Raw genomic sequence first — 12,062 nt, 5'->3', positions numbered from 1 at the left:
AAGTATGCTTTACATCTTAGGACGACAGAAATTCGATGTCAAGCAAACTTTACATGTTGATGGAGCAGCGTTTAGGAGGGCTCTTGGAGCAGTTGACGGATGACGTCGACGCTGCCGTGGTCGAGGCGCAGGAATTGGACGCCGGTCTTGTAGCCCAACTCGGCATCGGGATCGCTGTAGACAACCTGGCCCATCGCTAGCACCTTATGGGCACCATCGCTCAACTGCACCTGGAACGACACCGCGCAGTATTGCGCCAGCCGGATCTGGCTGGCGGTCTGCAGGCTGACGCCGCCTTGCGACAGGTCCAGCGTGTGGGCCGGAAGGGTGGTTTCGTCGGTCATCGTCAGCGTGGCCGCATGACGGACTGGGTGGCGGCGCGTGACTCGTGGTTTCTGACTCATGGCGCAAACCTCGAATGGTGTAATGTCAATAAGACTATCAGAACTGCGTCGTGGACAGCAAGTTCTTCTCCAGCAACTGTGCGTCGCGGGGCAGGATCTGTGCGGAATTTTGCGGAGTAGTTCTTATTTCAGCTTGCGCCGGTCGGGCCGTACTACCAGCAGCCACCAGCACAGCACACCCAACGTCAATTGCGGCAGGTTGAACAGAAACTTCCCGAGGGTAGCGTCGCGGCGTTGCGGCCAAGCCGCGTCGGCGGTCTCGACGATGATGTTGGTGTGGTACAGGCAAAGTCCCAGCAGGATCAGCGCGGCCACGCCCCACAAGACGGGCAGGCTGGTGACGCGATGGCGCAGCACGGCGGCGACCGGGTAGGCCAGCACACACGCGAAGACGTACGCGAACAGGTTGGGCATCAGGTTGGCCAGGTTGGCGTACGGGAGGACGACTGGTACGGCGCAGATCGCCACGGCGAGCATGACGGCGATGACGGGGTGCGGGTGTTCGGGCCAGGAGTTGAAGCGGCTGATCATTGGGGCGGACGTGAAGGAAAAGGGCTCCATTGTAGGGGAAATGAAGAGGGCTGCGCGGCAATGGCCTCGTGCCCATGCGCTGAATGCAAAGGTCTGACCCAAGACAAACAGTCGCCGATTGGTTGAACTTTTATAGTTGAGCTCAAGTCTAACTATTTTGATCACACAAATGTGGGTGCAACCATGGACTTCCTCATTGCAGAACCATTGATGCTTAAGTACGGCATCACGCCACAGCAGATTAACGAGTTGAAAGCCCTGGCAGCGAAACTGCCGGCAGATTTTGTTGATGGGACGCGCATGCCGATTCCTAAAATGCCTGGACTAAGTACCTCAGAATCCGAGTTGTTGATGGCTCGTATGCTCGACGCGATTGCTCCGTTGCTCGGCGTTCCGGTTGAGGACCCGTACTTGTTCGATGAATTGGGTTTGCCAACTATGCAGGAGTTGATGAGAACCGCTGATCAGCGCAAGGAAGCTGCGCGACAGCGGCGTCAGGGTTTCCGGCTTGGCCCGCTCAAGCCCTCGAGGAAAGACGCATCCGCCGATGAGTCTGAGACAAATCGTGAACATGTTTAATCATGGACTTGAATTGGCTGATTGCAGTGCGCAAAGCACTCACAGTTGTGGGTGCGCTGCAGCCATTCGCGAAGCGCGCGTGCGCGCTGTTGGCTCGCCTTTTCAATATCGATGTCTGGCGGGAAGGGGAGCGGCTCCGTAACGAAGCTGATGAGCTCCGGAATATGCATGTCTATGGCAAGGTCGTCTCGGAGTACGCTCGACAGATGAAAACCTCCGGCGGCAATAATGTGGAGGTCGATGCTTTAGTGGCCGCGTTGTTGCTGGCGAGATTACGAAGTTATATGCGTGCACGCGGGATCGTAGCGCTCAGAACGCCGCGCACGGTAAAAAGGCGCAGAGCAACAACGGTCATTCCCGCTGAAGGGGGCAGGCCCGAGCTTGGGGTTCCACCGGCTTTGATAGAGCGGCGGAATGCTGAGCGTCGCGCTCAGAAAACAGGCCGGGATGACGATGGTTTCGTGTAATGGGTCGAAGCAAGTGAGACGACGTAGTGGACCGTATCTCTACTTTTCCTGATCCAGCAACGCTTGAATTTCTGCGCGCTCTTTCTTGCTGACGTGGCCGCCGCGCAAGGCGGCCAGCACCAGCGCCTTGCCGGAGCCGGAGAAGGCTTTCTGGATCAGATCTTTAAGCAGATTCGTCTGGATCGAGTCCTGCTCCTGCGCGGGCGCGTAGATGTGGGCGCGCTGACTTTCGTCCCGCGTCAGCAGGCCTTTGGTGTGCATCACTTGCAGCAGACGCAGCACGGTGGCGTAGTTCATGTCCGGCCGCGTTTCGAGCGCGGCGGCGTGCACTTGCTTGGCGGTGGCCGGACCGAGCGCGAACAGCAGGCGCAACATCTCCAACTCGGAGGCGGTCGGTTTGGGTGGGGCTACGGTGGTCATGGATGTAGAATAAAATATCTAGAACGTCTTGTCTAGTCTTGTTTGAGCGTGCGTAGTTGCGCTTCGATGTCGAAGAACAGTGGGCGTGCCGCGCTGTCCGCGTGCAGACAGGCGTCGCGTAGTTGACGAAGATGCGCCAACGCTGGCTCAGCCGCCGCCGGGGCGTCGCAGCGCTCGGCGAGTTCTTCCAGCAGGAAGCCGAAGGCCCGCACTTCGAGTCGTTGCAGCGGCAGGGCTTCAGGCGACGCGGGATCGTAGAAGGACGCCGCGCCGAAGTCGCCCAGCAAGGTGCGGCCCCGCCCGCAATGCATGATGTTGTGGCCGTACAGGTCGCCGTGCATGATGCCGCGCTCATGCAGGCGGGCGGCGGCGGAGGCGATGCCGTGGGCGATTTCCAGCGTAGACGCGAGGTCGAAGCGCTTGCCGCCATCGTAGATGTCACGCGTGCAGCTCTCCAGGCTTGGTGGCCCGGCCAGGTTGATGAATTTTGGATCGATCAGCGACATGACGAGGCCATGTGCACCGTCCGGATGGCGCTCCAGGTGGCCGAGTACCGGGATCAAATTCGGATGCGCGCCGGCGCCGATGCAGGCGGCCATCTCGCACAGCGGCGAGCCGTCGCTGGTCATGGCGCCCTTGAACAGTTTGACGGCGACGTCTTCCGTCGCGCCGTCATGCCGGTAGTCCGCGCGGTGGATCACGCCCGATGCGCCTTCGCCCAGCTTTTGTTTTAGCTCCAGCTGTTCCCAGCCGATGGCGGCGGACGGCGTGCCGGTCATCGCGACCTCGCGCTGTTCGCAGAACGGATTGCCGGCGTAAGCGAGCCAGGTCAAGCGGGGCAGGGCGGGCAGCCATGCGGGAAACTCGGTCAACTGGTTGGCGGCGATGCGCAGCAGTTCGAGCCGGTGCAGTTGCGCCATGGTGGAAGGCAGGGCGCGCAGACGGTTCCCTGCCAGCATCAGCTTTTGCAGCGCCGGACGTTCGCCGAGTTCGGCGGGCAGTTCTTCGATCAGATTATCCGTCAGCACCAGCCAGCGCAGTTTGGCAGGTAGCGAGGCGGGCGGGACCGAGCGTATCTTGTTGGCCTTGAAGCCGACCATCGTCAGGGCCTGGCATGCTCCCAGCACCGCAGACAGTTCGGTGAACTGGTTGTCGGAACAAAAGATGATGCGCAGCTTGTGCAGGCGCGGCAGATCGTCCGGCAGTGACGAGAGCGCGTTGCCGGACAAGTCGAGGATTTCCAGCGAGTCGGCCAGATCGAAGATTTCGCGCGGGAATTCGGTGAGGCCGCCGCGCATTTGCAGGCGCTGGACGCCGCTCAGGGCGCCAGCGCGCAACTGCTCTAGGGTATGCATGTCAGGTGGCGGTGAAGGTCAATGTTGAAGTTTATCACTTCACCGCCGCCCGCCGAGGGCGATTAGCCCCGGCTTACCACTTCATTTCTCCCTTGGCCACTTTGGAGCCGGTCTCGAGCGCAGCGTTCAAGCCGGCGTCCGGGTACAGTTCCTTCATGCGGGCGATTAGCGCGGCCGAGTTGGCTGCCTTGGCAGTTTCGGCTTCGAAGCGAACCAGATAGTCGCGCGTGAAGGCGACGCTGTCCGACGTCAGGGCGGCGCCCACTTTGAAGTGGCCCGGCACGACAATCGCCGGCTTGAGCGAGGCAATATGGTCGAGCGTCGCCAGCCAGTTCTTGCGCGATTCGGCACTTTGGGTGTCGGCCGTCCACACGTGCAGGCCGTTGAAGACGACCACGCCGCCAGCAATCGCCTTGATCGACGGGATCCAGACATAGCTGCGGTCCGGCGTCGCGCCGTTCAGGCCTTCGATCTTCAGCGTTTCGCCTTCCAGCTTGATGGTGTCGCCTTGCAGCGGCTGCGGCACGATGATGCTCTTGGGCGCGTTCTCTTTCAAAATAGGCGACCAGTAGGCGACTTTGGCGTCCTTCTTTTTTCGATCCCGGCGATGGTTTGCGGCGTGGCGACGATCTTGGCGTCCGGGAAGGCGGCGTGGATCACATCCAGGCCGAAGTAGAAGTCCGGGTCGCTATGGCTGACATAGACGGTGGTCAGGCGCTTGCCGCTGGCACGGATTTTCTCGACCAGCTTGATCGCTTCGCCGCGCGAGAACTGGGCGTCGATCAGCACCGCGTCCTTGGTGCCGGTCACCAGCACCGAGGCGACGGGGAAAATGGCGGCTTCGCCAGGATTGAATACGTCGAGCTTCAGCGGCGCGGCGGCGGCGCCACCGACGGTGGCTGCCAGGGCTGCGGACATCAAGGTTTGCTGGATATTGAAGGTGCGCATGATCGTCTTTCATGATGGTTAGAAGTGGACTTATCATAAATTTCTTTATCTGGCTGAAAAACAGGGTAATCTGCACTTGTTAATTGCATGGATCGAACGAATATGGATCGCATTACCGCCGCCAGGGTGTTCGTCGCCATCACCGAGCGGGGCAGCATGATCGCCGCCGCCGACGCACTGGACATGTCGCGCGCGATGGTCACGCGCTATCTGGCCGAGATGGAGGAGTGGGCCGGCGCCCGCTTACTGCACCGGAGCACGCGTCGCCTGAGCCTGACCGATGCCGGCGACGTCACGCTGGCGCGCTGCCGCAAGCTGCTGGAGCTCGCCGGCGCGATGGAAGTGGCGGCCGAGGACGACGACTCGCCGAAGGGGCTGCTGCGCATCGCCTGCTCGCCATCGCTGGCACATGCCGAGTTGGCCATGGCGGTGACCGCATTCCTCAAGCGCTATCCGCGTACCTCGGTCGATCTGCAGGGTGGCAACCGGGCGGTGAATCTGGTCGAGCAGCGCATCGACTTGGCTTTGCGCATCACCAATGCGTTGGAGCCGAACCTGATCGCGCGGCAATTGGGCCATTGCGATTCGGTGGTGTGTGCGGCCCCGTCCTATCTGGCAGAGCGCGGTGCGCCGCAGCGGGTCGAGGATCTGGTTGCCCACAACTGCCTGGCGTATACGTATTTCGGGCAGAGTCTATGGCAGTTCACGCGCAAGGACGGCGAAGAGGTAACAGTGCCGGTTAGCGGCAATTTGTCCGCCAATGACGACCATATATTGCTCAAAGCGGCGGTGGAGGGTGCGGGCATCGCTTTGCAACCGCTGTATAGCGCTGGTCCACTGATCGCTGAAGGCAAGTTGGTCGCGTTGCTGCCTGACTACAAAACGCAGCAAATGGGCATCTACGGGATTTACACGTCGCGCCAGCATATGTCGCCGGCCTTGCGAGCGATGCTCGATTTCCTGCTCAATTGGTTCTCCCACACGAGCCTTGCAGGCACGTAACTTTGGGGTTGGGAATATGTAAATATTGCTTGCGGCGCGGCTTGCCGTGCGACTTAGGTGAAAATTAATACTGGCGGTATCGGTACATAAATGGTTGTTGCGATACAATACCGGTGCTATCCTGAATGACCGTTTTTTGAACCACTGAAGAACTTTAGCCCTTCCCCACAACTTGATGTGCAATCCGCTAACCGGTCAGGCCGTGTCGCGGAAGGTTAGATTAACCCGCTAATTCCTCGCGAAGCGCGAAGAAAGGTGAGCAGCAAATGCAACAATACACGTCCAACTCCTACCTGTTTGGTGGGAACGCACCGTACGTCGAAGAACTGTACGAGGCGTATCTCAACAATCCGGGTTCCGTGCCAGATAACTGGCGCTCGTACTTCGATGCCATGCAGCACGTGCCGGCCGTCGATGGCACCAACAAGCCAGACGTCGCTCACGCCTCCGTCATCGCCTCCTTCGCGGAACGCGCTAAATCCGGTCCTATCCGCACCGTCGTGGCCTCGGCCGACGCCGAAATGGGCCGTAAACGTGTTGCAGCTACGCAACTGATCGCCGCTTACCGCTATCTGGGTTCCCGCTGGGCCAATCTGGACCCGCTGCAACGCCAGGAACGTCCTGCCATCAACGAGCTGGAGCCGAGCTTCTACGGCTTCACCGATGCGGACATGGATACCGTCTTCAACATCAGCAACACCTATTTCGGCCCTGAGACCGCGACCCTGCGCGACTTGCTGAACTACCTGCGCGACACCTACACCCGTTCGATCGGCGCAGAGTACATGTACATCTCCGACCCAACCGAAAAGCGCTGGCTGCAAGAGCGCCTGGAGTCGATCCGTTCGACCCCGAATTTCACGGCGGAAAAGAAAAAGCACATCCTGGAGCGTCTGACCGCGGCCGAAGGCCTGGAACGCTACCTGCACACCAAGTATGTGGGTCAAAAACGCTTTTCGCTCGAAGGCGGCGAGACCTTCATCGCGTCGATCGATGAGATCATCCAGCGCGCCGGCGAAAAAGGCGTGCAAGAGATCGTTATCGGCATGGCCCACCGTGGCCGTCTGAACGTGCTGGTCAACACCTTGGGCAAAGCGCCCAAGGAACTGTTCGAAGAATTCGAAGGCAAGCACGGCGACGACCTGCCAGCCGGCGACGTCAAATACCACCAAGGTTTCTCGTCCGACATCTCGACCCAGGGCGGTCCGGTTCACCTGTCGCTGGCGTTCAACCCGTCGCACCTGGAAATCGTCAACCCGGTCGTCGAAGGTTCGGTCAAGGCCCGCATGGATCGCCGCGGCGACCACCTGGGCAAGCAAGTGCTGCCAATCCTGGTGCACGGCGACGCCGCCTTCGCAGGCCAGGGCGTTGTTATGGAAACGCTGAATCTGGCGCAGACCCGCGGCTACGGCACGGGCGGCACGGTGCACATCGTCATCAACAACCAGATCGGTTTCACCACCTCCGACCCGCGCGACGCGCGTTCGACCATCTACTGCTCGGACGTCGTCAAGATGATCGAAGCGCCGGTGCTGCACGTGAACGCCGACGATCCTGAAGCCGTGGTCCTGGCTTCGCAGATCGCGATGGACTACCGTCTCGAGTTCCAGAAAGACATCGTTGTCGACATCATTTGCTACCGCAAACTGGGTCACAACGAGCAAGACACGCCAGCGCTGACCCAGCCGCTGATGTACAAGAAGATCGGCCAGCACCCAGGCACCCGCAAGCTGTACGCGGACAAGCTGGTTGCCCAGACCGTGATTCCAGCCGACGGCGGCGAACAGATGCAAGCCGCCTACCGCGACGCGATGGACGCCGGCAAGCACACTGTGGATCCGGTCATCTCGAACTTCAAGAACAAGTACGCCGTCGATTGGCTGCCGTTCCTGAACCGCAAGTGGACCGACTCGGCCGACACCGCCGTGCCGATGACCGAACTGAAACGCCTGGCCACCCGCATCACCACGGTGCCGGACGGCTTCAAAGTGCACTCGCTGGTCGAGAAAGTATTGGGCGACCGCGCAACGATGGGTCGCGGCGAACTGAACCTGGACTGGGGCATGGGCGAACACCTGGCCTACGCGTCGCTGGTCGCTTCGGGCTACGCAGTGCGCCTGACCGGTCAGGATGCCGGCCGCGGCACCTTCGTGCACCGTCACGCCGTGCTGCACGACCAGAACCGCGAGCGTTGGGACGCCGGCACCTACGTGCCGCTGCAAAACATCGCCGAAGGCCAGGCCCCGTTCACCGTCATCGACTCCGTGCTGTCGGAAGAAGCGGTGCTGGGCTTCGAATACGGTTACTCGACCGCCGAGCCAAACACGCTGACGATCTGGGAAGCCCAGTTCGGCGACTTCGTCAACGGCGCGCAAGTCGTTATCGACCAGTTCATCAGCTCCGGCGAAGTGAAGTGGGGCCGCGCTTCGGGCCTGGTCATGATGCTGCCGCACGGTTACGAAGGCCAGGGTCCTGAGCACTCGTCCGCGCGTCCTGAGCGTTTCCTGCAGCTGTGCGCAGACAACAACATGCAAGTCGTGCAGCCGACCACCGCCGCACAGATCTTCCACGTGTTGCGTCGCCAGATGGTGCGCCAGTTCCGCAAGCCACTGGTCATCCTGACCCCGAAATCGCTGCTGCGTAACAAGGAAGCCGGCTCCTCGCTGAACGAACTGGCCAAGGGCGCCTTCCAGACCGTCATCGGCGAAGTCGACGAGAAAATCGATGCCAAGAAGGTCAAGCGCGTTGTCGCTTGCTCGGGCAAGGTCTACTACGATCTGGTCAACGCACGCAAAACGCGCGGCCAGACCGACACCGCCATCATCCGTGTCGAACAGCTGTATCCGTTCCCGCACAAGTCGTTCGCTGCCGAACTGAAGAAGTTCCCGAACCTGACCGAAGTGGTGTGGGCGCAGGACGAGCCGCAGAATCAGGGCCCATGGTTCCAGATTCAGCACAACATCTTCGAGAGCATGGACGCCGGTCAGCGCCTGGCGTACGCCGGTCGCCCAGCGTCGGCGTCGCCGGCCGTCGGTTACTACGACAAGCACTACGCCCAGCAAAAAGACCTGCTGGAAACGGCGTTCTCGAAGCTCAAAGGTTTCATCCTGACGAAATAAGCGTTAAGGGGCCGCGCGCTGGGTGCGGCCTCTCCTTACCTCACATAACTAACGGAGCGCCGCCTTGCTACGCGAGATGGCGCCGCAATAACAAATATACGGAGTTTTACAATGGCACAAATCGAAGTCAAAGTTCCTCAATTGTCGGAATCGGTCGCTGAAGCAACCATGCTGACGTGGCATAAAAAAGTCGGCGACGCAGTCGCGCGCGACGAAAACCTGATCGATATCGAAACCGACAAGGTCGTTTTGGAACTGCCCGCGCCCGCAGCCGGCGTGCTGGTCAAGATCATCAAGGGCGACGGTAGCACCGTTGTCGCCGACGAACTGATCGCCGTGATCGACACCGACGCCGCAGCAGCCGCCGCCGCTCCGGTTGCCGCCGCCGCACCAGCAGCAGCGCCTGCGGCCGCCCCAGCACCAGCGGCCGCAGCCGCGACCGGTGGCAGCAAGGGCGATGTCGCCATGCCTGCAGCCGCCAAGATCCTGTCCGAAAAAGGCCTGAGCGCTGGCGATGTCGCCGGTTCGGGCAAAGACGGCCGCGTGACCAAGGGCGACGCCCTGGGCGCTTCGGCACCAGCCGCCACCCCGGCCGTCGCGCCACTGGCCGCAGCCGCCGCCAAGCCGGCCCTGCAACAGATCGCTTCGCCAAGCGTCGCCAGCCTGGGCGAGCGTCCGGAAGAGCGCGTGCCGATGAGCCGTCTGCGCGCCCGTATCGCCGAGCGTCTGCTGCAATCGCAATCGACCAACGCCATCCTGACCACGTTCAACGAAGTGAACATGGCGCCAGTAATGGACCTGCGCAACAAGTACAAAGACAAGTTCGAAAAAGAGCACGGCGTCAAGCTGGGCTTCATGTCGTTCTTCGTCAAGGCCGCCGTCGCAGCCCTGAAAAAGTACCCGATCATCAACGCCTCGGTTGACGGCAACGACATCATCTACCACGGCTACTTCGACATCGGTATCGCTGTCGGTTCGCCACGCGGCCTGGTGGTGCCTATCCTGCGCAACGCCGACCAGATGTCGATCGCCGAGATCGAAAAGAAAATCGGTGAATTCGGCGCCAAGGCCAAAGAAGGCAAGCTGACCCTGGACGACCTGACCGGCGGCACGTTCTCGATCTCGAACGGCGGCACCTTCGGTTCGATGCTGTCGACCCCGATCATCAACCCGCCACAATCGGCCATCCTGGGCGTGCACGCGACCAAGGACCGCGCTGTGGTCGAAAACGGCCAGATCGTGATCCGTCCGATGAACTACCTGGCAATGTCCTACGACCACCGCATCATCGACGGCCGCGAAGCCGTCCTGGGCCTGGTCGCCATGAAAGAAGCGCTGGAAGATCCTGCACGCCTGCTGCTGGACCTGTAATTCGCTTTTCGCCAGCGAACCCCGGAAGTTCGGGGTCGTACCCCGTACGGGGTACGACCCCAGGTTTGCGGGTCTGAACTCTTGGGAGCTGTATGAGCGTTGCTGAAGAAATCAAGCGTTTGCACGAACTGCATCAAGCCGGCGCCCTGTCGGACGCGGAATTCGCGGCCGCCAAGGCGCGCCTGCTGGAGGCCGAGCCCTACAAACCGGGCGACAACATCGGCGAAGACATCACCCGCCTGCGCCGCTCGCGCACCGACCGCTGGCTGGGCGGCGTCTGCGGCGGCCTCGGCCGCGTCTCCGGCATCGAGCCGTGGATCTGGCGCCTGTTGTTCGTGATGTTCGTGCTGACTTTTGGTTTCGGCCTGGCGATCTACATTCTGTTATGGATTTTCGTTCCAGACGAAGAACTGATTGGAAAATAAAAAATGAGTAAACAATTTGACGTAGTAGTCATCGGCGCCGGTCCCGGCGGTTATATCGCCGCCATCCGCGCCGCACAACTGGGTTTCTCCGTTGCTTGCGTGGACGCATGGGAAAATGAAAAAGGCGGCCCGGCACCGGGCGGCACCTGCACCAACGTCGGTTGCATCCCGTCGAAAGCGCTGCTGCAATCGTCGGAGCACTTCGAGCACGCCGGCCACGCGTTCAAGGATCACGGCATCGATGTCGCCGGCCTGTCGCTGAACCTGCCGCAAATGCTCAAGCGCAAAGACACCGTCGTCAAGCAGAACAACGACGGCATCCTGTTCCTGTTCAAGAAAAACAAGGTCACCTTCTTCCACGGCCGCGCCTCGTTCGCCGGCGCCGCCACCGCTGAAGGCTACCCGCTGACGATCTCGGCGCCTGCCAACGAGACCATCAACGCCAAGCAAGTCATCATCGCCACCGGTTCCAACGCGCGTGAACTGCCGGGCGCACCGTTCGACGAGCAACTGATTCTGTCGAACACCGGCGCGCTGGCGATCCAGGGCGTTCCCGCCAAGCTGGGCGTGATCGGCGCCGGCGTGATCGGCCTGGAAATGGGCTCCGTATGGCGCCGCCTGGGTTCGGAAGTGACCGTGCTCGAAGGCCTGCCAGTGTTCCTGGGCGCGGTCGATGAGCAGATCGCCAAGGAAGCCGGCAAGCTGTTCGCCAAGCAAGGCCTGTCGATCAACCTCGGTTGCAAGATCGGCGCGATCACCAAAGGCGACAACAACGTCACCGTGGTGTACGAGAACGCCAAGGGCGAATCCATCACCTCCGTGTTCGACAAGCTGATCGTGTCGATCGGCCGCACCCCGAACACCAACGGCCTGGCCGCCGACAAAGTCGGCCTGTCGCTGGACGAGCGTGGCTTCGTGGCCGTCGACGACGACTGCAAAACCAATCTGCCGGGCGTCTGGGCGATCGGTGACGTGGTGCGCGGCCCGATGCTGGCGCACAAGGCGGAAGAAGAGGGTGTTGCCGTTGCCGAGCGCATGGCTGGCCAGCATGGCCACACCAACTTCAACACCATTCCTTGGGTCATCTACACCTCGCCGGAAATCGCTTGGGTTGGTCAGACCGAGCAGCAACTGAAGGCTTCGGGCGTCGCTTACAAAGCCGGCACCTTCCCGTTCCTGGCCAACGGCCGCGCTCGCGCGCTGGGCGACACTTCTGGCATGGTCAAGTTCCTGGCCGATGCGACCACCGACGAAATCCTCGGCGTGCACATCATCGGACCGATGGCCTCCGAGCTGATCTCGGAAGCGGTCGTGGCGATGGAGTTCAAGGCTTCGGCCGAAGACATCGCGCGCATCTGCCACGCGCACCCGTCGCTGTCGGAAGCGACCAAGGAAGCCGCTTTGGCTATCGATAAGCGTACCCTGAACTTCTAAGCAGTAG

11 protein-coding genes and 1 pseudogene are annotated in these 12,062 nt (G+C 61.2%); 7 read left to right on the top strand and 5 right to left on the bottom strand.

Going from position 1 to position 12,062, the window contains the following annotated elements; all coding sequences use genetic code 11:
• Positions 1 to 71: 71 nt before the first annotated feature.
• Both AC0IYS_RS22540 and AC0IYS_RS22535 read right to left on the bottom strand, forming a co-directional pair.
• Positions 72 to 404 (bottom strand): PilZ domain-containing protein, encoded by a 333-nt coding sequence (locus AC0IYS_RS22540; protein ID WP_471707276.1) that lies wholly within the window; start codon positions 402 to 404, stop codon positions 72 to 74.
• Positions 405 to 527: 123 nt separating this feature from the next.
• Positions 528 to 935: a hypothetical protein gene (locus tag AC0IYS_RS22535; protein ID WP_471707275.1), complete on the bottom strand. Its 408-nt coding sequence runs from the start codon at positions 933 to 935 to the stop codon at positions 528 to 530.
• 183 nt (positions 936 to 1,118) lie between these two features.
• On the opposite strand from AC0IYS_RS22535, the gene AC0IYS_RS22530 reads away from it, so the two are divergent.
• Both AC0IYS_RS22530 and AC0IYS_RS22525 read left to right on the top strand, forming a co-directional pair.
• The gene (locus AC0IYS_RS22530) at positions 1,119 to 1,514 is read left to right on the top strand and encodes a hypothetical protein (RefSeq protein WP_471707274.1); all 396 of its coding nucleotides are present in this window, start codon (positions 1,119 to 1,121) and stop codon (positions 1,512 to 1,514) included.
• A 2-nt stretch (positions 1,515 to 1,516) separates the two neighbouring features.
• Positions 1,517 to 1,981 (top strand): hypothetical protein, encoded by a 465-nt coding sequence (locus AC0IYS_RS22525; RefSeq protein ID WP_471707273.1) that lies wholly within the window; start codon positions 1,517 to 1,519, stop codon positions 1,979 to 1,981.
• 39 nt (positions 1,982 to 2,020) lie between these two features.
• Here the strand turns inward: AC0IYS_RS22525 and AC0IYS_RS22520 are convergent, their stop codons facing one another.
• The 3 genes and pseudogenes from AC0IYS_RS22520 to AC0IYS_RS22510 all read right to left on the bottom strand — a co-directional run bounded on the left by AC0IYS_RS22520 (position 2,021) and on the right by AC0IYS_RS22510 (position 4,704).
• A complete protein-coding gene (locus AC0IYS_RS22520; protein WP_315217644.1) occupies positions 2,021 to 2,401 on the bottom strand; it encodes a BlaI/MecI/CopY family transcriptional regulator in 381 nt (126 codons plus the stop codon).
• 32 nt (positions 2,402 to 2,433) lie between these two features.
• Positions 2,434 to 3,756 carry a leucine-rich repeat-containing protein kinase family protein gene (locus tag AC0IYS_RS22515; protein ID WP_471707272.1) on the bottom strand — a complete coding sequence of 441 codons (1,323 nt, stop codon included), beginning with the start codon at positions 3,754 to 3,756 and terminating at the stop codon, positions 2,434 to 2,436.
• Between the two features lie 73 nt (positions 3,757 to 3,829).
• Positions 3,830 to 4,704 (bottom strand): annotated as a pseudogene (locus AC0IYS_RS22510) (MBL fold metallo-hydrolase).
• 102 nt (positions 4,705 to 4,806) lie between these two features.
• On the opposite strand from AC0IYS_RS22510, the gene AC0IYS_RS22505 reads away from it, so the two are divergent.
• The 5 genes from AC0IYS_RS22505 (at position 4,807) to lpdA (ending at position 12,055) form a co-directional block, all read left to right on the top strand.
• Positions 4,807 to 5,706, top strand: coding sequence for a LysR family transcriptional regulator (locus tag AC0IYS_RS22505; RefSeq protein ID WP_471707271.1), 900 nt, complete (start codon positions 4,807 to 4,809; stop codon positions 5,704 to 5,706).
• Positions 5,707 to 5,972: 266 nt separating this feature from the next.
• Complete coding sequence (locus tag AC0IYS_RS22500) at positions 5,973 to 8,825, top strand: 2-oxoglutarate dehydrogenase E1 component (protein ID WP_315217630.1); 2,853 nt, start codon at positions 5,973 to 5,975, stop codon at positions 8,823 to 8,825.
• A gap of 111 nt (positions 8,826 to 8,936) precedes the next feature.
• Positions 8,937 to 10,196, top strand: a complete 1,260-nt coding sequence (gene odhB, locus AC0IYS_RS22495) for a 2-oxoglutarate dehydrogenase complex dihydrolipoyllysine-residue succinyltransferase (RefSeq protein ID WP_471707270.1) — start codon at positions 8,937 to 8,939, stop codon at positions 10,194 to 10,196.
• Positions 10,197 to 10,288: 92 nt separating this feature from the next.
• Complete coding sequence (locus tag AC0IYS_RS22490) at positions 10,289 to 10,621, top strand: PspC domain-containing protein (protein WP_471707269.1); 333 nt, start codon at positions 10,289 to 10,291, stop codon at positions 10,619 to 10,621.
• 3 nt (positions 10,622 to 10,624) lie between these two features.
• Positions 10,625 to 12,055 (top strand): dihydrolipoyl dehydrogenase, encoded by a 1,431-nt coding sequence (gene lpdA / locus AC0IYS_RS22485; RefSeq protein WP_471707268.1) that lies wholly within the window; start codon positions 10,625 to 10,627, stop codon positions 12,053 to 12,055.
• Positions 12,056 to 12,062: the final 7 nt, after the last annotated feature.

This window comes from Duganella sp. AC237 (genome assembly GCF_979254035.1).
The sequence above is the reverse complement of the archived record's forward strand: the minus strand, read 5'-3'. Positions and strand labels throughout refer to the sequence as shown.